Raw genomic sequence first — 18,705 nt, forward strand, 5'->3', positions numbered from 1 at the left:
CGCAAGCCACCCCGGCTTAACAAGTTGCAAAAGCTATGGGGTGGCGATACGTCGGCCGTCCGCGCCGAAATGCATTTGGTCGCTGCTGTTCCAGAGAACGCCACAAGCATGGCCTTCCTCTGGCGCAGGCTCCATTCCGTTTTGGCGTACAGTAAAGGCTGCGTCTGAGGAAAGCCTCAGATGCACCAGCGTTTCAGAACCAAGCGCTTCGCTGTAGCTGACTTGCCCCTCTACAAGGCCGTGGTCCGGAGTTGTCAGCGTGGCATGTTCTGGCCGTACGCCCACGGTTGTCCCCGCAGGTGCGCCCGACACAAGGGCCGCTGGCAAGAAATTCGTCGCAGGAGACCCGATGAATCCAGCGACAAACTCCGTTTGCGGGTTTGCATAAACTTCAAGCGGCGCGCCAATCTGATCCGCGATACCTCCGTTCATCACAATCATCCGGTCCGCAAGCGTCATCGCCTCGACCTGATCATGCGTGACGTAAAGCGAGGTCACACCAAGTGAACGTTGCAATTGCTTGATCTCCAACCGCATCTGGACACGTAGTTTTGCATCAAGATTTGACAGGGGTTCATCAAACAAAAACACATCTGGCTTTCGCACAATCGCCCGACCCATAGCGACCCTCTGGCGTTGGCCGCCGGACAATTCGCGCGGTTTGCGCATCAGGTACTCTTCAAGCTGCAACAGTTTCGCGGCACTTTGAACCCGCTCTGCGATCTCTGCCTTTGGGGTTTTTGCAATTTTCAGCCCATAGGCCATGTTATCAAAGACCTTCATATGCGGATAAAGCGCGTAGTTCTGAAATACCATCGCGATGTTCCGGTCCATTGGCTCCATCTCATTCACGCCGGCGCCGTTAATCTGCACTTCGCCGCTTGTGACCGTCTCAAGGCCCGCGACCATACGCAAAAGCGTGGACTTCCCACATCCAGATGGGCCAACAATCACGATGAATTCCCCATCAGAAATATCGATATCGACGCCATGAATAACATCGGTCTTGCCGAAGCTTTTCTTGAGGTTGCTGAGTTTGACTGTTGCCATTGGTTACTTCTCGCTGTCCACAAGCCCACGGATAAATAGTTTCTGCATTGAAATCACGACAATAATTGGCGGTAGCATCGCCAGAATGGATGTCGCCATGATGACCGGCCAATCGGCGATATCATCGCCAGACGGGAACATCTGCTTGATACCCATAACGATGGTGTTCATTGAAGGGTCAGTCGTGATCAGCAGCGGCCAGAGGTATTGGTTCCAGCCATAGATAAAGAGGATGACAAAAAGGGCCGCAATATTTGTGCGGCTCATTGGCAAAAGGATATCCCAAAAAAACCGCATGGGACGTGCGCCATCAACCCGCGCGGCCTCGGCCAGTTCGTCCGGTACCGTCATGAAAAATTGCCGGAACAGGAAAGTTGCTGTGGCAGACGCGATCAGCGGAAAGATCAGCCCTGAATAGCTGTTGAGCATGCCAAAGCCGGCAACAACTTCGTAGGTCGGCACAATGCGCACTTCAACGGGTAGCATCAGCGTCAGGAAAATCAGCCAGAAGAACACTTTGCGCCCCGGAAAGCGGAAATAAACAATCGCAAAGGCAGACAGCAGCGAGATCAGAATTTTACCAAGCGCAATCCCCATCGCCATGACGAAGGAATTCAGAAGCATCTTCGCGACCGGCGCATTCACACCGGAAACCAGCGCATCACGGTAATTGTTGAAAAACTGGTCGCCGGGCCAAAGTGGCATTGGCGGGTGCACGATTTCTGGCTGTGTCACGGTCGAGGCGACAAAAGCCAGCCAAATCGGAAAAAAGATAATCAGAACACCTATGATCAACCCAAGATGGGTGAACCAATGGCCCACGCCCCGTTTCTGCACCATGCCATGTTGTTCACGCCCCGCCATCAGTAATGCACCCTGCGTTCGATGAACTTGAACTGTATGACTGTAAGCAGACCGACCACGACCAGCAAAATAACCGACTGCGCAGCAGAAGAGCCGAGGTCCTGCCCGACAAAACCATCGGCGAACACCTTGTAGACTAGAATGGTCGTCGCCTGCTGCGGCCCGCCAGAGGTGATAGTGTGGATCACACCAAAGGTTTCAAAGAACGCATAGACGATGTTTACGACCAGCAGAAAAAACGTTGTCGGCGACAAGAGCGGGAAAACGATTGTGCGAAACCGCGTCCAGAACCGCGCGCCGTCAATTGCCGCAGCTTCGATCACCGATTTCGGGATCGCCTGAAGCCCCGCAAGGAAGAAAAGAAAGTTGTAACTCACCCTGCCCCAGGACGATGCGGCGACAACAAGACCCATGGCCTCAGCCTCGTTCAGGACATGGTTCCAGTCATATCCCAATATACCCAGATACCATGAAACCACGCCAACCCGCGTGTTGAACATGAAAAGCCAGAGCACCCCCGCCACCGCAGGTGCAACGGCATAGGGCCAGATCAGCAACGTTCTGTAAACGCCAGAGCCTTTGATCAGCCGATCTGCAAGAACCGCAAGAAACAGCGCCATCCCAAGCGAGGCAACCGTCACGAGAATTGAAAAAACCGCCGTCGTTGTGAAAGCCGCACGATAGTAGGGATCACCCAGCAGAAATTCAAAGTTTCCAAGACCAACAAACTGGGATTTAAGCCCAAACGGGTCCGGAATAAATAGCGACTGCCAGACCGCCTGCCCCGCCGGGTAAAAGAAAAACACAGCTGTAACGATCACCTGCGGAAGCAGAAGACATATTGGCAACAGCCAGCCTTTAAAGGTGACGCGTTTTTCCATACCAAGCAATCAGTGTGGCCCCAAATTCTGGGGCCACACCTAATTCACTATTGGTTCGCTTGCTCAAAGCGGCGCAACAGAACATTGCCACGTTCTACCGCGCTATCCAGAGCGGCTTGCGCTGTTTTATCGCCAGCCCAGACTGCCTCGAGTTCTTCGTCGATGATCCCGCGGATCTGGTCAAAAGACCCTAGGCGCAGACCTTTAGAGTTCGGGGTTGGCGCATTTGCAGTCATCTGCATACCCGCAATCTCGGTTCCCGGGTTTTCATCATAAAACCCTTCGGCCTTGGTCTGTTCAGCAGCGGCTATCGTGATGGGAAGATACCCGGTGTTCTGATGCCATTTCGACTGAATGTCAGAGGTCGACAGAAAGCTCAGGAATTCAGAAACGCCTTTGTATTCTTCTGACTCGTGGCCGGACAGAACCCAAAGCGAAGACCCACCGATGATCGTGTTTTGCGGTGCGCCGTCGACGCCATCCCAATACGGCAACGGACGAATTTCAAAGTCAAATTGCGCCTCAGCTTTCACACCGGCATAACCGGCTGAGGATTCGGTGAAAAGTGCGCATTCCCCGGCGCGGAAGTTTGCACCACCTTCATTGCGGCGACCCGCATAGATAAACCGGCCATCTGCCGCCCAATCGCCCATCATCTGAACATGCTGAACCTGAACCGGGCCGTTGAAGGCCAATTCGGTATCCAGCCCTGCGAAACCGTTGTCTTTTGTTGCAAACGGCACGTTATGATAGGCTGACATGTTTTCGAGATGCACCCAGCTTTGCCAGGCTGTTGTTAGCGGGCATGTGCTTCCGCCCTCTTTCAAAGCGGTAAGTGCCGCATCAACATTCTGCCATGTTGAAAGGTCCGTGTCCGGGTCAAGCCCCGCATCTGCAAAAGCGTTGCGGTTAACGTAAAGGACCGGCGTAGAAGAGTTGTAGGGCAGCGAAAGCATGTCGCCTTCGGTTGTGGTGTAATACCCTTTTACGGCCCCCATGTAGCCGTCAGAATCAAACGCGGCCCCGCCTTCGGCCATTACCTCGTAAACAGGTTTGATAGCACCGCCAGCAGCCATCATCGTTGCTGTGCCAACCTCGAACACCATCAGAATATGGGGCTGTTCACCCGCGCGAAATGCGGCAATTCCCGCGTTTAGCGTTTCAGAGTAGTTTCCCTTGTGAGAGGCAACAATTGTGTAATCATCCTGGCTTGTGTTGAATTGTTCAACCTGCTCGGCAAGCAAATCCCCCAAACGGCCCGTGAAAGCATGCCACCACTGTATTTCCGTTTGCGCGTAGGCCGTGCTTGTAAAAGCGATGGTCGACGCAAGCGCGAGACTAAGTGACTTAAATTTCATTGTATCCTCCCAGAACAACTATTTATTTTTTTTAAACGAACAGCTTAGGCTCATTTAGCTAGAATTGGCAAGCTTACACAAAGAAAATCACAACCTTAGGTTTTGTCCTTACCGGTTCAGAAATGGCGGCAGAAGCCGCCACACCATTGTTTTGCAATCGCCAAATCCGACCCGCCCAGTCTTGCATTGGAAAACCGGACTTTGCCACAGAGAGCCGTAGCGAATGAAGATCAACTTTTAGTGATAATCCTTAACTTGCAATCTCGGCTTTGCTCAGTTCCGCCAGATGACCCGTTTTAACGTAGATAAGGCAACCCTCTTCTGAATAGGGATGATGCTGCGACATATGTGGGCTGCGAAGCCATGTGCCAGCCGGATAATCGCCATGTTCATCCTGAAAAGTACCTTCCAGTACAAGGATCTCTTCCCCGCCCCAATGCGTGTGTGGCACAAACTTTGTTCCCGGTGCCCAACGAACGAGGGCGGCAGATTCAGTTCCATGCTGATGCAGCGGAAGAACGGTCAGCCCATCAACGCTCCCTTGCGAAAAGGTTGCGTTTTTTGTGTCTATCGAGAATTGCCGCTGATCATCCTCTGCGAATTGCTGCAGTTTCACAAATATTGTGCAGCCCTCTTTGCTGTGCGGCGTATGGCGCGTTCCGATAGGATTGCGCACATATGTGCCTGCGGGATAGTCGCCGCTTTCGTCAGAAAAGACGCCATCCAGAACAACAAACTCTTCTCCGCCCGTGTGTTCATGTTCTGAAAACTGCGAGTCAGGGGCGAAGCGAACAATCGTTGTTGCGCGCGCAACTTCGCCCCCGATCCGGTCAAGCATCATTCGGTCAACGCCATTTTTCGGCGAATTAACCCATTCTCTGTCGTCCGGGCGGATGACGACGCGTTCTGAAAAATCTGCGTTAACGTACATGATGATGATCCTTTTCGTCTATTATTGCCGTCCGGCGGTAACGCCGCCGTCTACAGATAGTACCTGCCCTGTGATCCACGATGCCTTGTCTGAGGCAAGAAACAGCAGTGAATCAGCGATATCGCCGGGTTGACCATTTCGTCCCAGTGGATGAAATGCATTAAAGGTTGGCAGTGTTTGTTCCACCTCTTCCCTTGTCAGGAAGGTGTTGTAAACTGGAGTTTCAACAACCGCGGGCGCAACTGCGTTGATCCGGATGTTATCACTGGCGAGTTCGATCGCAAGGTTTCGCACCATCGCATGAACGCCGGCATTCGCTGCGGAGTAAGCGGCAGATGGTGTTGCGCCAATTGCCTGGATGGCCCAAAGCGAACCCGTTTGCACGATTGCCCCACCGCCGCGTTTTTTCATGGCTTTGGCAGCGGCCTGCGCTGTGAAGAACTTTCCTTTCAGGATGGTATCAAGGAACCAGTCGTATTCGTCTTCTTCCAGTTCAAGAAAGGGTTTCGGGCGGAACACACCCGCATTGTTGAAAAGGACATCAACTCCGCCAAAGCGGCTAGTTGCTATCTCAACCAGTTCCGCTGACGTTGCTGGCTTTGCAATATCGCCCGCAACCGTCGCAATGTTTTGCCCTGTTGGGTCAATCTCTTTTGCCGCTGTTTCAAGCTTGGCCTGATCGCGGCCATTCACAACAACCTTGCCGCCTTCGGCAACAAACCGTTTTGCGACTTCTTTGCCTATGCCTGATCCGCCACCCGTTACGATTGCGATTTTTTCTTTGAACATTAGAATCACCTACCTATCAGTTGATAGCTGACATATAGCTTGCAATTTCAGTTTCGCAAGAGCTATCTATCAGTTGATAGGTTTTAGGTATAGAAAATGACTGAACGCGTAGATGCCATTCTGGATGCAGCAGAAAACAGGATACGAAGAGCCGGTTACAACGGCTTTAGTTTTCGTGAAATCGCAACCGATGTCGGGATCAAAAGTGCAAGCGTACACTACCATTTCCCTACCAAAGCGGATCTCGCCGCTGCAGTTGCTAAACGCTACCGCGAGCGGTTTGAAGAAGCAGTTGCAAAAAACGAAGCTGCTGGTGCGGGACGTGTGGAAACCTGGAAAACGCTGTTTCGGGACTCTCTGGCAGAAGATAACCGCATGTGTTTGTGCGGCATACTGGCAGCCGAAAAAGAAGGTGTTCCCGAGGTTGTCGCAGACGAGGCCCGGCAGTTTTTCGAGATGGGTGTAAGCTCTATCGCCGAAGTGTCCAAAGATAATGCTGAAAATTCGTTAGCCTACGGTCTGAACATCCTAGCAACGCTTGAGGGTGCAATGCTTTTGGCGCAGTCAATGGGCGACAACACACTGTTCGACCTAGCAACCGCAAATCTGAAATAAGACAGCTTGGCACACATCTACAGGTGAATGTCCAAAAGTGATGCAGCAGCGCGTTTCGCGTCATGCGCTGCATTTTTATTGACCCCCATCATCGCCAAAACGATAGACCCCTCTTTCAGAACCATAAGCTGACGCGCCAATCCTTCCGGGTCTTTCATTTTCGCCCGTTTGGCCACGCCGGTGAAATAGTCATAGAGCATGCGCTTGTGTTCTGCGGCCTGTGCGTAAATCGGATGGCTGCTTTCCTGAAACTCGGCACTTGCCTTGATAAACATACATCCACGAAAAGCGGGGAGTTGAAACCATTCATCCATCGCGTCAAACAACGCGAGAAGCTGGCCCTGAGGCGTATCAGATATTTCCTCAATTCGCCGATATAGCCAATTTCGAAAATTCTCGTCCCTCAGCCGCAACACAGCAAGCATCAGTTCATCTTTGTTGCGAAAGTGTTTGTACATGGAGGTCTTGGAAACGCCCGTCTCCCTTACCAGCATATCCATTCCGGTCGCATGGAATCCATTGCGATAAAACACGTCCAGAGCCTTGCGAACCAGTTCATCTCTTTTATTAGGGCGCATATTTTTTCCGAAATTATGTACTGATCTGCAAATAGTTAAACTACGCTAAAATAGCAAGAAGACGTGACAAATTAAGTAATTAACTGCCTTTTACCTTGAGTATTCGATTCCTAAATCTCTCAAATCAAGAATTTTTTTGTTGACTAAGTTTAACCGATTGGTACACCTTGACCCGAAAGATGTACAGATCGGTAAACTAAAGAAATTGATACAGACTGGAGATTGATATGAAACGCCTGCTACCATTTCACGTTCCTATAGAGGTCATTATTCTGACAATTCTTTACGGCTACACACTGCAACTCGGGTCTTCGTAAGAATCGCCCCATGTCGGAACGGCAGCCCTGTTAAACGAAATGCTTTTGGCTGCTCCCCATTCTAATTTTATCGCCTGTTAGAAACTTGAAATATGTTGGTCAGTTTCGCTGACTGGATTAATCACGGGATACAAAATGACTCGCCCTCCTCTGCCCCCCTTCACAGATGAAACCGCACGCCTGAAGGTGCGCACTGCCGAAAACGCCTGGAACACCCGCAACCCTGACATCGTCACCCCCGCTTACACGGACGACAGCGTCTGGCGAAACCGCAATGAATTTGCGACCGGACACGCGGAAATCCATGCGTTGCTGACCCGCAAATGGACGCGCGAACACGAGTATCGTCTGGCCAAAGAACTCTGGACCTTCGCGGGCAACCGGATCGCGGTTCGGTTTGCCTATGAATGGCACGACGGTTCGGAAAACTGGTTTCGCGGGTATGGCAATGAAAACTGGGAATTCGCATCCGACGGCAGAATGGCCAGGCGCCATGCAAGCATCAACGACCTTGCGATAACGGAAGCAGACCGTCTGTTCCGCTGGCCTCTGGGCCAACGCCCCGACGACCACCCTGACCTGAGCGACCTGCTACTTTAGACGCGTTCAAGTATTACTTGCAAATTTAAGATGTTATGCTCCGCGGTTTCGCTGAAACTGCGGGAATGAATTCATGGCGGCCCGACGTTCGTCCGCAAAGTATTTGGCGTGAAAACGGGTACCGTTCCTTGACATCCGAACTTATAGGTGTATATACACTTGATCTTAGTTGTGTTGGTTAAAAAATGAAACTTGAGAAACATTCAAACTGTACATGCTTCAATCTGCGAAAAGCGACGCGGGTTATTACACAGTTGTACGATGAAGCGCTAAAGCCAAGCGGTATACGCTCTACTCAATTTACTTTGCTCTCCACCGTTCAAAGCAAAGGGCCAATTGGCATTGCAGAATTGGCCAAGCTGTTGGCAACCGACCGCACCACCCTAACACGGAATCTGAAACCGCTTTTAGACCGTGACCTTCTTAAAACCGTAAGTGGATCGGATGCGCGGCGGCGGCCTGTTGCCCTGACACCCAAAGGCTCAGAAACGCTACGCCAAGTTGTTCCACTTTGGGAGGCGGTGCAGGCTGAGGTTACGCATAAGTTTGGCCAACCCCGCTGGGAGAACATGATCCGCGACCTCAATCAGATCGTGTCTCAAATTCAGGAGGCATAATTTTTTAACATATTTTTACGTGTATATACACGTTAATCAACAAGAACTGCTCAGGCAAACTTAAAGCTCCGGAGACGACCAATGGAAACACCCCCAAATGCAAAATCCGCCGCAAACATAAACCCAGCTAAAACGATCCGCGCCAACGATTGGTTTAGCGCAGGAAAACGAGTGTTTTACGACACGAAGAACAAGAAATTCCTGCTAAATGGCGAAAACGGTGAAGCGAAAAAAATCGTTCAAATCCACACCCGCATCGACAAAGACGAAACACAAACTGACGGCTCTGTCTGGGCATCGTTTATGCCGGGTTGGCCGGATGGCTCCTACGGTTGGTCACGCGTCAACCAGCATTTGTCCGGACAAAACATCGGCCACAGGCTGTTCTTTGATTATGTCGGCCTGGGCGACTCTGACAAGCCAGCAGATTACCCCTACAGCACCATAGAACGCGCCGATATGATGGAAGCGTTGTGGAAAGCAAACGGAATCAAATCCACATTCATCTTCAGCTTTGATTACTCGTCGCTCGTCACGCTTGAACTTCTTTGCCGTCAGGAAGACCTCATTAAAGCGGGTATCGAACCTGAGACCCGGATCGAAGGTGTATTGCTGATGAATGGCGGTCTTTATGCAGATGGTCATTCGCATCCATGGTTCACAACGCCAATCCTGAAATCCTGGATGGGCGGCTTTGTCACCTCGCTCGCACAACGATCAAAAACCATCTTTGCCGAGCTTATGAAACCCTTGTGGTCAAAAGATTACAAAGTCACGGCCGAGGAAATAGAACAACTTTTCGATGCAATCGGGCGTCGCAAAGGCATCTACGCCATGAGCAAATCCGCCGATTTCGTGAGCTACCACAAAAAGAATGCCGAAAGAATGGATCTGAGCCGCCTCTACAGGAGTATGCGAGACGCCGTTTCATTCCATGTGGTCGGCAGCGAGCAAGACCCATTTGAAGGCCGGCAAGCGTATCTCGCTAAGGAACGGTTGGGCGCAGAGGGTCTTGACGTTCGGATTTTGCCAGGCGGCCATCTTACAACATCCGAACACCCCGACCTTATCGCCGATATCATCTTGGATGTTGGTCCAAGTAGTGAAAAATTCAAGACGGCAAAATCGGCCAGAGAAAAACCCCTGCGTGAAACAACGCGTAAGCTGAAAGTATCGTGATGCAAAAACAAACGAACAATACCTTCACGCAGGTTATCGCGGCGGCTTCGCCACCCTCGGTGTTCAAGGGTGTCCTTCTTCGTGCAGCGATCATCTCATTGATAATTGGTAGCATTCTTACGCTTGTGAACCAGTGGTTGGCGCTATTCGGAGAAGAACAAATTCAGTATCTTCCGCTCACTCTTGTTTATCTGACGCCATTCTTCGTAGTCGCCATTTCACAAGTAATCGCCATTCGAAAAGCGGTAAAGGATATGTTGAAAACTCAGAATTCTACCTTTCAGAAAAAACCGTTCATCCAGACGGCATTGCAACACGGCATTCCTGTACGCGCAGTGTCGCTTGGCCTGATCGTTGGCAGTCTAAACACGGTGATTGTAGCCACAGTTGTTCTTTCAAGCGGTGGCAGCGTCTCGGACTTGCCTGTAAAGCTCCTCGCGCAAAGTTATGCCTTGCCAGTTCTCTTTGGGTTGGTTTCGCAATCTATTTCATATCGACGTGCTGCCGCAGCCTTAAGCGCTGCGCATCAGGCAGCGCCCGGGATCTGAACACTCCGCCCACCTTCCTGAAAATCGTCAAGCGACAAAGGCCAAACGGTGCCCGGCCAGCGAATTTCCATCTGGCGTTTTCGCGGCCGGTAGACCGCCGTGTAAAGCGTTCCAAAACCCGCAGAAAACGCGATCGAATAGAGCGGTGGCTTCAAGAATGCCTTGATGAACTTTTCTTCCGGGTCTCGATGCAGTGTAAGGCGTTGCAGTAAGTAGCGTTCTCTTTCAACGGTCGCAGTAAACCGGGCGTGGCTGACCCATTCCACGGTTTCCTGGTGGTTTGTAGCAACCGCTGCGCGCGTCACCAACGCAGGCTTGTCGGGCGACATCATCACCGTAAGGTAACGTCGCTTCGCATCCAGAACGGTGACGTTATAGCTCATATGGGTCGGAAGCCGCTCTAGCGCTGCCCCCGCCTCTTCTGTGGTGGTGCAGGTTTGTAAAACATATCGCAGGATAAGCGGCACACCGAACCCTTCGCCCACGACACGACGGCCACCAAATGTGAGCGATAATGCAAGCCCTGCATCGTTCATCCCGTCAACCATACCCCAAAGCCCGTCGCTGGTGCCAAGCACGCGCCGACCTTGCCAGCTGGTGTGCAATATCAAACTGTCAAAGGCGGTCGGGCTATAGTCATAGTTGCGCACAAGAACCGGCTCTTTACCCGGCCAAATCGCCTGACTGCAGCCAGCCAGATAAGGTGGAGGACAGTAAAAGCTTAAGAATCGCGCGGCCTGATCGCCCCCGCCAGCAAGTTCACACAGCTGATCATAAAGCGGTACGATTTCCGGCATATGCTTGACCAGCGCGCGGCGGCTTTCGCCATAGCTTGGACGGGCGCTGTCGCCTTCCTTCAGCCACCAGCGTTTGTAATCAGGCCAGTATTCCTGAAACAGCCCGGCCCATTTTGGCCCGGGCTCTGCCTCGGATATTGCGCGCCACATCATTGGCTATCGCCTTTTGTCAGAGGATTTTGAAGGCTGGGTCCGCCAAGGATGGGCTTGCTTCGACCGTTGGTAAGGGCCTTGCCGCGACGGACTGTTTTATGCCGTGAATCCATCGTTTCGCTCTTTCGTTAAGCTGAAAGTTTTTCGTCATCGAGCGACCACGAGTCACAAGAATGCCAATGTCAGCACCTTCATACCGATAATCACCCGGCTGCAGAATACGCAAGAAGAAAGCTTCGTTTTCGCTCTCTACCGCGCGGCGGTGATAGTCAAACCTGTCAAAGATCACACTTCCGTCAGAAAGCATTTTGTAAATGCCGGTTTCCGGAACTTCGGTACAAATGTCTACACTGTCATCGGTATGTTTGATAACCATCTGCGACCAACTGTCGATCATTGACGGGTCGGCCCAGCGGTTATTTAGTTCATTTACATCCAGATCGAATTTCTTTTTCGAGAATTCGAGCAGATGGAACAGGAACAACGGCGCGTCCGCATGGGCAAAGGCCGCGTGGTTCGTCATTGACGACGCCCCGGTGATCCTTGGGTTAAGTTCACCAAGCCAAAGGTCGCCCGTTTTTTTGTCGATCAGAAAGTCGAGTTCAAAGTAGCCGCGGTAGCCTTCTTTTCTGAGTTGTTCACCAAATTTGAACGTCAGTTCCCTTGCCCGTTGCCGTACTTTGGGTGGAAAGGCAGTCGACAAAATCTCGTTTCCACACCAGCCACCGCGATAGGGTGTCAGGTCCTTGAAGCCAACGAGTTCCGTCATTAGCGGACCAACAATGGTCCCCTCTTTTGTGGCACATGCCTCGATCGCAGAACCTCGACAATCGATCCGCTTCATGATCTTGATCTCGCCCTCGCCCACGATTTCATGTTCGTGGCGGCGAAAGTCGGCCTCGGATTTAATAAAGAACGTCGTGTGACCTGAATCCCCAAAAGCAGACTGAAGCACAAGGTCATGACCAATCCCGGCTTTTTCGCAGGTCTTCTTCAGGTCTGCGTAATCTTTGACATCCGCCAAAACATTCGGCACCGAAGGAACGCCTGCTTTGTTGCCGATGCGGACGGTCTCGATTTTGTTGTCCATATTTGTCCGCAGCTTCGCCTTTGGAAACCAGACTTCCGCACCAAGTTCTTTTGAAAGACGCTCTGTTTCTTCGTCAAACATCAGGAATACAAACTTGGGCTTGCCACCACGCCGTTTGATAAAGTCGATAACTTCCTTGTGCTGCAACAGATAGTTATTGATATCCTCGATCGATTGGAATTCCGCGTGCGGTTGTTCCGATGGGCAGAAGACATTCGGGTGTTTGCCGCCGTAACAATCGATGTAGCAGATATATTTGAAATTCTTGACCCACTCATCAAGGCCCAACAGATTAAAGTTGGTTGCCGAAATAAAATAGATGGGGTCCTCGTTCCGGTGAAAAAACCGACGGATTTCCGAGATATTTTTAAGCACTGTTGCTGGCATAATATTTCCTCTTCTTATTCGGCTGCAGTGGGAAGTTTTAATTTAATCTGAGACGCTAAAGCTTCGGGCGTAAACACCCGCAGACCCAGATCGGCGCGATAACCGTGAATTTCGTTCACGTCCAGGGCGCGCATAAAGGCAAGGATTTCCTTGCTGACGACCTGCCCTGGCACAAGGATCGGGAAACCCGGTGGATAAGGTATTATGAAAGAGGCTGATACAACCTCTTGCCCGCTATCCATTGCCGCTTTTACGGACCCGTCGAGTTCCAGGTAGTCACAGTTATTCTCGTCGTAACTTAGGAAAAAGGCGCTGCGGATATCTCCTTCAGACGTCACATTGTCTTTCCGGAAAGCATCGTGAAAACGGCTGAAATCTGGCAACGGAGGCAAATCTTCCATCAGATTTTTAACACGCCGGTCGAACGACAACCGTTCCATGCGCGACGCATCATCAAGAAGGTCGTCCAGCCCTTTGGCAATTTCGACCAGAACCTCGATAAGATAGGCAACAGACGAACGTGTTGTCCCGATGTTCGTCATAAACAAAACCGTATTGCGCGAGGTTTTATTGATCTGAATACCGTATTGATCCATCAGAATATCAGTTTTGAACGTATCCCCATCCCAACCGGTGCCACCAACGGCAAGGGTTACGCGCGTCGCATCCAGAACGAATTCGTCCTTTTCCCAACAATCCCAGATATCTGTCCAACCCTGTTCAGAGTCGTAATAGCTCGTCACACCGCTTTCGCGATGCTTCTCAGGAATCATGTCACCCGCGGTCAGGACTTTGAAGTATTTCTGAAGCAACGGGTGCGTTGAAATAGCACGCCGCATCGACATGGCGGCCTCGACCTGACGCTGAACAAATTCGAAACCCTCCAGTTCGACCTGACGGCGACCGACATCAAGCGACGCGATGATCTGATAGTTGGGCGATGTCGATGTGTGGGTCATGTAGGCTTCGTGAAAAGACTGTTCGACCTCACCTTTGAAATCCTGATCGTTCACATGGATCATGGAGCCCTGTCGCAAGCTAGTAAGGGTTTTATGCGTTGATTGCGTCGCATAGGTCCTGACCCGCGCATTGGGCGGCGGGATAAGCCGTGTGTTCAGCAGGGTTTCCGTATCCGCATCCTTTAACTTTTCCTGCTGTTTTTCATACGCTTTGAGATGGCTCTCACTTCTGAACTTCTCTCGAAGTACATTGGCGGCATTCATCGCGGTACGCTGACGATATGTCGGGCCAAAACGCGCAAACGCAAACCAGGCCTCATCCCAAAGGAAAATAAGATCTGGCTTAATCGCCAGACATTCCTCCATCACGCGCTCGACGTTGTAGACAATACCGTCAAACGTACAGTTGGTCAGCAAAAGCATCCGAACGCGGTCAAGCTTGCCCGCAGCCTTAAGCGCAAGCAATTGGTGCTTGATATCCCTTAACGGAACCGCGCCATACATCGAGTATTCATTAAGGGGGTAGCTGTCGAGGTACACAACCTGCGCACCGCTCAGCACCATACCGTAGTGATGCGATTTGTGGCAATCGCGGTCGACCAGCACGATATCTCCTGGACGAACAAGGGCTTGCACGACGATCTTATTGCATGTCGAGGTGCCGTTTGTTGCAAAAAAGGTCTGTTTTGACCCGAAGGCACGGCTGGCCAGTTCCTGCGCTTCTTTGATGGGACCATGCGGTTCCAGCAAACTGTCAAGCCCACCCGAGGTGGCAGAAGTTTCCGCAAGAAAAATATTCGGGCCGTAAAAAGCCCCCATATCCTGTATCCAGTGACTTCGCGAAATGGATTTTCCGCGGCTGATCGGCATCGCGTGAAAGACGCCTGTAGGCTGCTTTGAATATTCAACCAGTGCGGTGAAAAACGGTGTTTTTTGGCGCGCTTGCACCCCTCTCAGAATGTTAAGGTGCAGTTCCATGAAATCTTCTTGGTTATAGAAAACACGGCGACATATGCCTAAATCCAAACCTGCGATATCTTCGACAGAGCGTTCTGTAACAAGATAAGCGTCTAGTTCTGGTCGCACCCTTGCAATCAGGCGGCACAATTCCGGACCATAGTCTTCGGGCCGCAAAGCTTCCAGTTCTTCCTGCCCACCAGCGCGGTTCAGGTACCGTGCAAGTGTTGGCTGATCAAGTTTTGACTTCAGGACAAGCCCAGGCCGGACAACAATGGCCTGAATATTATGATTAAACAGGATGGCAATTAGCGCATCCTCTAGGCTTGGCACAACCACGGCTTCGAAAAGGTAAGGGTCTTCAGGCCGCCGCATACGTAAAACATTGCTTTTCAACCAACGTTCCTGATGCTCGTTCACCTCGTCAACGATCAGTACCTCGAAATAGGGTTTGCTCATGGCACGCGCTTCCGGGGAAAGCATGGCCTCGTCGTCATGTTCCTCTTTGTCGACTGAATCCCGCTCAAGAGGTATATGGCGCCTACGATAGGCACCTGTTGTAAGTGCGCGAGTCACACGATGTACGGAAAACGCAAGATCTTCATATTTGCGATGCTCAAACTGGCGCCGCATGTGATCAAAGGCTGACATCCCGGGGAAGGCCCAGTACGGCTCTATCAACGCGAGAGAGTTGAACAACTCCTCTATCTTTTTGTGCAGTTCTCCGGATTTCTTGCATTGCGGATCATTAGAAAGCGACCTTGTCACTTCGCGCAATGCGCTCCAGCGATCTGAACGGAGCTGGATCGCAGAATAGTAGTCATTCACAGATTGCATCAGTCGTTCTCCACTTTTTTAAGCGAACGACCAATGCAATTCCAAGAACGTTTTTCGTGAACTGTCTGGTCGCTTAGCCGCTAGATATCTTGCCCAGAAAGGATGAAATCCCATGAGCCCGGTTTCTGGTTTCTTTTACTGGCTGATCGTCTGTCGGAACATCAACGCGCAGCCCTGCGCGCGAGCCTTGTTGGGGAATTTCAAGAGGTCCAAGCGTATGCAAAAAAGCATCCGTCCCGCTGTTACGGTCGTAGACAGAAAAGTCGACAGACCGGTCGCGGAAACTTTTCAAGACTTGCCCCAAACCCTTCATACCGGTTTCACGCTGGCGCCGAACCATGCTCAAGTCAATCTCGATGGGGAACATGTCTTCCTGCCCGCCGGATTGGTGCAGTACGGTCGAGGCCGGATCAATTACGCAAGACTTACCGACACCCCCGGCACCTAAGCCATTGACATCAAAGACATAGCACTGAAATTGCGCTGCTGTTGCGCGCGCGATAGCAAGCTCTGCGTCACGGTCTGTTGTACCCGTAAGAACGGGATGCAAAAGAACCTCAACACCCTGGCTTGTCAGTTGTCTGGTGGTCTCCGGGAACCAGATGTCATAGCAAATCGACAGTCCAAAACGCCCAACTTCGGGGACATCAAAAACGCAGAAATCGGTTCCGGCTGTGATCCCCGCCTCATAGGGGCGAAATGGGAACATTTTACTGTAACGCGCCACGATATCCCCGTCCGGGTTAATCACGACTGAGCTATTAAACACACGCCCGTCTTCTGCTTTTTCAAACATCGATCCGGGAATGAGCCAGACCTTGTGACGACGAGCCGCCTCGCGAAACCGGTCAACAACGTCATTTTCTCTCGGCAGAGCAAAACGATCCAACGGGCCAAATGGTGCCAGCTCGCTGAACAGGACCATTTGCGTCCACGGGAACCGCAGCATCACAATATCCAACCGCTGGATCATGTAGTCGACATTTGATTGTAGCGCGTTCACATACATCTGAACGCCGGCGATTGCGAAAGGGGTCATACAGAAAAGTCTCCATAAGCGCAGACAGCTCCATCTGGAACAAAACCGTAAGAATCTGCGTTGCGCACCTCTTACCCCCTAATACCTAGAACCGAAATAGCAGAATGTCGCTTAATAAAAACAACGCCACAAGCGTTGTAAAGAACCTTCAAACTGCGTTGTTCGCTGCACATCATATTCAGTAAAGACGTCCCATTCCGCACTTAATTCCATGACTAATTATGAGCTTTATCTTAATTTTACCTGTCTATGGACTTACCACAATCTGTTACTTCTGAGTTTTGTCAACAGATATATTCAAATTGAATCACCAGATGTACTGTTTATTATTCTAATCACTTGTTTCTTGAGCAAGTAAAATGTGCCTGGCAAAAAAATCTTGAGAAGCCAACAAGCGCGATGTCTTTTGCATTAATTTTTTGTTGCGATAATGTTGCCCAAAAGGTGGCACGTAAAACAGCACCCCAAATTAGGGACGGGAGAAATGGTTAATGTCGAAACTCATATCATTGGAGCGCTACGCGGTGTTTTTAGGCGTCGCCCTTTTGACGGTTCTGTCTCTTGTTGCAGCATATTGGTTTGCTTGGATGCTGGTACCAGCCTTGTTTTTCGCAGCCCTCACCGCCCTTGGGGTTCATGATGTCACCCAGCCCCGCCATTCTATTTTGCGAAATTACCCGGTGCTGGGGCATATGCGGTTCCTTTTTGAGGGTGTTCGCCCGGAAATCCGCCAATACCTGATCGAAAGCGATCAGGATGAAGAACCCTTTAGCCGCGATGACCGTTCGCTTGTATACCAGCGCGCCAAAGGTGTGGAAGACAAACGTCCTTTTGGCACCCGTAAACGCGTTTATGACGCCGGATACGCATGGCTCACGCATTCGATACAGCCCGTTCACCTGACAGATACAGATTTTCGGGTCAGAATTGGGAATGACGCCTGTAAAAAGCCTTATGATGCGTCGCTTTATAATATTTCCGCGATGAGTTTTGGTGCCCTTTCAGCGAATGCAATTCTGGCTTTGAACACCGGTGCGAAAATAGGCGGCTTCGCCCATGACACGGGCGAAGGTGGGGTCAGCAGATACCACCGTGAAGGTGGCGGCGATCTGATTTATGAAGTTGGTTCAGGATATTTCGGGTGTCGCGCAGATGATGGAAGCTTTAACGCAGACAGGTTTGCAGAACAATCTGCAAGTGATCAGATTAAGATGATTGAAGTCAAACTCAGCCAGGGCGCTAAGCCCGGGCATGGGGGCATGTTGCCCGCCTCAAAAATCTCGCCCGAAATTGCCGAAGCGCGTGGGGTGCCGATGGGGCAGGACTGTGTCTCGCCAGCGTCGCACAGTGCTTTTTCCACACCGATAGAAATGATGGAGTTTCTGGATCTTTTGCGCGAAAGATCAGGTGGCAAACCCGTCGGATTCAAACTTTGTATCGGGCACCGGCGCGAATTCATGTGCATCGTTAAAGCGATGCTGAAAACCGGCGTCGTGCCAGATTTCATTGTCGTTGATGGCACCGAAGGTGGCACGGGTGCTGCCCCTGTAGAATTTGCAAACCACGTCGGAATGCCGATGACCGAAGGGCTGACTTTCGTTCACAACACGCTACGTGGTGCGGGATTGCGTGATCAGGTAAAAATTGGTGCTGCGGGCAAGCTGATCACCGCGTTCGACATTGCACGCGCATTGGCCCTTGGCGCAGATTGGGTGAATTCAGCGCGCGGCTTCATGTTCGCGATCGGCTGTATCCAGGCGCAGGCCTGCCATACCAACCACTGCCCGGTTGGTGTCGCAACCCAAGACCCGCTTCGTCAGCACGCGCTTGACGTGAACAACAAAAGCCAGCGTGTTGCCCGGTTTCATGACAACACACTTAAAGCGCTTGGAGAGATGGCAGGCGCCGCTGGCCTGTCAGATCCACGGCACTTCCTGCCGCATCATTTTATGACGCGCCAAAGCGATGCACAGATGGTCACAGGCGATGAAGCCTACCCCTATTTACCCGAAGGGTTCTTGCTGAAAAAAGGTGCAGACCAATCTGGCTACAAAGAGCGTTGGAACCGAGCGCGCGCAGAAAGTTTTCAGCCCGTTCAATAAGAAAAAGGCGCATAGAACGCTATGCGCCTTTTATCAGAGAAGTTGCTTTTCAGGGGC

17 protein-coding genes are annotated in these 18,705 nt (G+C 51.3%); 6 read left to right on the top strand and 11 right to left on the bottom strand.

The window, feature by feature from the left end; all coding sequences use genetic code 11:
• Positions 1-33 precede the first annotated feature (33 nt).
• The 6 genes from ugpC to J4E70_RS06005 all read right to left on the bottom strand — a co-directional run bounded on the left by ugpC (position 34) and on the right by J4E70_RS06005 (position 5,873).
• Positions 34-1,050: a sn-glycerol-3-phosphate ABC transporter ATP-binding protein UgpC gene (ugpC, locus tag J4E70_RS05980; protein WP_213888187.1), complete on the bottom strand. Its 1,017-nt coding sequence runs from the start codon at positions 1,048-1,050 to the stop codon at positions 34-36.
• Positions 1,051-1,053: 3 nt separating this feature from the next.
• The gene (gene ugpE, locus J4E70_RS05985; RefSeq protein ID WP_213888451.1) at positions 1,054-1,890 is read right to left on the bottom strand and encodes a sn-glycerol-3-phosphate ABC transporter permease UgpE; all 837 of its coding nucleotides are present in this window, start codon (positions 1,888-1,890) and stop codon (positions 1,054-1,056) included.
• Positions 1,891-1,913: 23 nt separating this feature from the next.
• A complete protein-coding gene (gene ugpA / locus J4E70_RS05990; protein ID WP_213888188.1) occupies positions 1,914-2,795 on the bottom strand; it encodes a sn-glycerol-3-phosphate ABC transporter permease UgpA in 882 nt (293 codons plus the stop codon).
• 47 nt (positions 2,796-2,842) lie between these two features.
• Entirely contained in the window at positions 2,843-4,153 is a 1,311-nt protein-coding gene (gene ugpB / locus J4E70_RS05995) for a sn-glycerol-3-phosphate ABC transporter substrate-binding protein UgpB (RefSeq protein WP_213888189.1), read from the bottom strand.
• A 250-nt stretch (positions 4,154-4,403) separates the two neighbouring features.
• Entirely contained in the window at positions 4,404-5,084 is a 681-nt protein-coding gene (locus tag J4E70_RS06000) for a cupin domain-containing protein (RefSeq protein ID WP_213888190.1), read from the bottom strand.
• 21 nt (positions 5,085-5,105) lie between these two features.
• Entirely contained in the window at positions 5,106-5,873 is a 768-nt protein-coding gene (locus tag J4E70_RS06005; RefSeq protein WP_213888191.1) for an SDR family NAD(P)-dependent oxidoreductase, read from the bottom strand.
• A gap of 96 nt (positions 5,874-5,969) precedes the next feature.
• Here J4E70_RS06005 and J4E70_RS06010 point away from each other — a divergent pair, with 96 nt between their 5' ends.
• Complete coding sequence (locus J4E70_RS06010; RefSeq protein WP_213888192.1) at positions 5,970-6,488, top strand: TetR/AcrR family transcriptional regulator; 519 nt, start codon at positions 5,970-5,972, stop codon at positions 6,486-6,488.
• A 17-nt stretch (positions 6,489-6,505) separates the two neighbouring features.
• Here J4E70_RS06010 and J4E70_RS06015 read toward each other — a convergent pair whose 3' ends face one another.
• The gene (locus J4E70_RS06015) at positions 6,506-7,066 is read right to left on the bottom strand and encodes a TetR/AcrR family transcriptional regulator (protein WP_213888193.1); all 561 of its coding nucleotides are present in this window, start codon (positions 7,064-7,066) and stop codon (positions 6,506-6,508) included.
• A 452-nt stretch (positions 7,067-7,518) separates the two neighbouring features.
• Between J4E70_RS06015 and J4E70_RS06020 the strand changes: the two genes are divergently transcribed.
• From J4E70_RS06020 to J4E70_RS06035, 4 genes are all read left to right on the top strand, one after another.
• The gene (locus tag J4E70_RS06020) at positions 7,519-7,983 is read left to right on the top strand and encodes a nuclear transport factor 2 family protein (protein ID WP_213888194.1); all 465 of its coding nucleotides are present in this window, start codon (positions 7,519-7,521) and stop codon (positions 7,981-7,983) included.
• 185 nt (positions 7,984-8,168) lie between these two features.
• The gene (locus tag J4E70_RS06025; protein WP_213888195.1) at positions 8,169-8,600 is read left to right on the top strand and encodes a MarR family winged helix-turn-helix transcriptional regulator; all 432 of its coding nucleotides are present in this window, start codon (positions 8,169-8,171) and stop codon (positions 8,598-8,600) included.
• Between the two features lie 81 nt (positions 8,601-8,681).
• On the top strand, positions 8,682-9,779 hold the full coding sequence (locus J4E70_RS06030) for an alpha/beta fold hydrolase (RefSeq protein ID WP_213888196.1): 1,098 nt from the start codon (positions 8,682-8,684) through the stop codon (positions 9,777-9,779).
• Positions 9,779-10,327 (top strand): hypothetical protein, encoded by a 549-nt coding sequence (locus J4E70_RS06035; protein ID WP_213888197.1) that lies wholly within the window; start codon positions 9,779-9,781, stop codon positions 10,325-10,327. Before J4E70_RS06030 ends, J4E70_RS06035 begins: the two co-directional genes overlap by 1 nt.
• Here J4E70_RS06035 and J4E70_RS06040 read toward each other — a convergent pair.
• The 4 genes from J4E70_RS06040 to J4E70_RS06055 all read right to left on the bottom strand — a co-directional run bounded on the left by J4E70_RS06040 (position 10,306) and on the right by J4E70_RS06055 (position 16,546).
• Positions 10,306-11,277, bottom strand: coding sequence for a C45 family autoproteolytic acyltransferase/hydrolase (locus J4E70_RS06040; protein ID WP_213888198.1), 972 nt, complete (start codon positions 11,275-11,277; stop codon positions 10,306-10,308). The two genes, J4E70_RS06035 and J4E70_RS06040, sit on opposite strands and share 22 nt — an antisense overlap.
• Positions 11,278-11,293: 16 nt before the next feature.
• Complete coding sequence (locus tag J4E70_RS06045) at positions 11,294-12,754, bottom strand: biotin carboxylase (protein ID WP_213888199.1); 1,461 nt, start codon at positions 12,752-12,754, stop codon at positions 11,294-11,296.
• A gap of 14 nt (positions 12,755-12,768) precedes the next feature.
• Entirely contained in the window at positions 12,769-15,507 is a 2,739-nt protein-coding gene (locus tag J4E70_RS06050; RefSeq protein WP_213888200.1) for an aminotransferase class I/II-fold pyridoxal phosphate-dependent enzyme, read from the bottom strand.
• A 73-nt stretch (positions 15,508-15,580) separates the two neighbouring features.
• Positions 15,581-16,546 carry a carbon-nitrogen hydrolase family protein gene (locus tag J4E70_RS06055; protein ID WP_213888201.1) on the bottom strand — a complete coding sequence of 322 codons (966 nt, stop codon included), beginning with the start codon at positions 16,544-16,546 and terminating at the stop codon, positions 15,581-15,583.
• Positions 16,547-17,037: 491 nt separating this feature from the next.
• On the opposite strand from J4E70_RS06055, the gene J4E70_RS06060 reads away from it, so the two are divergent.
• Positions 17,038-18,648 carry an FMN-binding glutamate synthase family protein gene (locus J4E70_RS06060; protein ID WP_213888202.1) on the top strand — a complete coding sequence of 537 codons (1,611 nt, stop codon included), beginning with the start codon at positions 17,038-17,040 and terminating at the stop codon, positions 18,646-18,648.
• Positions 18,649-18,705: the final 57 nt, after the last annotated feature.

The sequence above is a fragment of the Pseudohalocynthiibacter aestuariivivens genome, from assembly GCF_018457175.1.
Lineage (GTDB): Bacteria > Pseudomonadota > Alphaproteobacteria > Rhodobacterales > Rhodobacteraceae > Pseudohalocynthiibacter > Pseudohalocynthiibacter aestuariivivens.

What these genes read in the sequence shown, in the direction of transcription:
- ugpC (WP_213888187.1), bottom strand. Translation starts at nt 1,050, where the DNA reads ATGGCAACAGTCAAACTCAGCAACCTCAAGAAAAGCTTCGGCAAGACC.
- ugpE (WP_213888451.1), bottom strand. Translation starts at nt 1,890, where the DNA reads ATGGTGCAGAAACGGGGCGTGGGCCATTGGTTCACCCATCTTGGGTTG.
- ugpA (WP_213888188.1), bottom strand. Translation starts at nt 2,795, where the DNA reads ATGGAAAAACGCGTCACCTTTAAAGGCTGGCTGTTGCCAATATGTCTT.
- ugpB (WP_213888189.1), bottom strand. Translation starts at nt 4,153, where the DNA reads ATGAAATTTAAGTCACTTAGTCTCGCGCTTGCGTCGACCATCGCTTTT.
- J4E70_RS06000 (WP_213888190.1), bottom strand. Translation starts at nt 5,084, where the DNA reads ATGTACGTTAACGCAGATTTTTCAGAACGCGTCGTCATCCGCCCGGAC.
- J4E70_RS06005 (WP_213888191.1), bottom strand. Translation starts at nt 5,873, where the DNA reads ATGTTCAAAGAAAAAATCGCAATCGTAACGGGTGGCGGATCAGGCATA.
- J4E70_RS06010 (WP_213888192.1), top strand. Translation starts at nt 5,970, where the DNA reads ATGACTGAACGCGTAGATGCCATTCTGGATGCAGCAGAAAACAGGATA.
- J4E70_RS06015 (WP_213888193.1), bottom strand. Translation starts at nt 7,066, where the DNA reads ATGCGCCCTAATAAAAGAGATGAACTGGTTCGCAAGGCTCTGGACGTG.
- J4E70_RS06020 (WP_213888194.1), top strand. Translation starts at nt 7,519, where the DNA reads ATGACTCGCCCTCCTCTGCCCCCCTTCACAGATGAAACCGCACGCCTG.
- J4E70_RS06025 (WP_213888195.1), top strand. Translation starts at nt 8,169, where the DNA reads ATGAAACTTGAGAAACATTCAAACTGTACATGCTTCAATCTGCGAAAA.
- J4E70_RS06030 (WP_213888196.1), top strand. Translation starts at nt 8,682, where the DNA reads ATGGAAACACCCCCAAATGCAAAATCCGCCGCAAACATAAACCCAGCT.
- J4E70_RS06035 (WP_213888197.1), top strand. Translation starts at nt 9,779, where the DNA reads ATGCAAAAACAAACGAACAATACCTTCACGCAGGTTATCGCGGCGGCT.
- J4E70_RS06040 (WP_213888198.1), bottom strand. Translation starts at nt 11,277, where the DNA reads ATGATGTGGCGCGCAATATCCGAGGCAGAGCCCGGGCCAAAATGGGCC.
- J4E70_RS06045 (WP_213888199.1), bottom strand. Translation starts at nt 12,754, where the DNA reads ATGCCAGCAACAGTGCTTAAAAATATCTCGGAAATCCGTCGGTTTTTT.
- J4E70_RS06050 (WP_213888200.1), bottom strand. Translation starts at nt 15,507, where the DNA reads ATGCAATCTGTGAATGACTACTATTCTGCGATCCAGCTCCGTTCAGAT.
- J4E70_RS06055 (WP_213888201.1), bottom strand. Translation starts at nt 16,546, where the DNA reads ATGACCCCTTTCGCAATCGCCGGCGTTCAGATGTATGTGAACGCGCTA.
- J4E70_RS06060 (WP_213888202.1), top strand. Translation starts at nt 17,038, where the DNA reads ATGTCGAAACTCATATCATTGGAGCGCTACGCGGTGTTTTTAGGCGTC.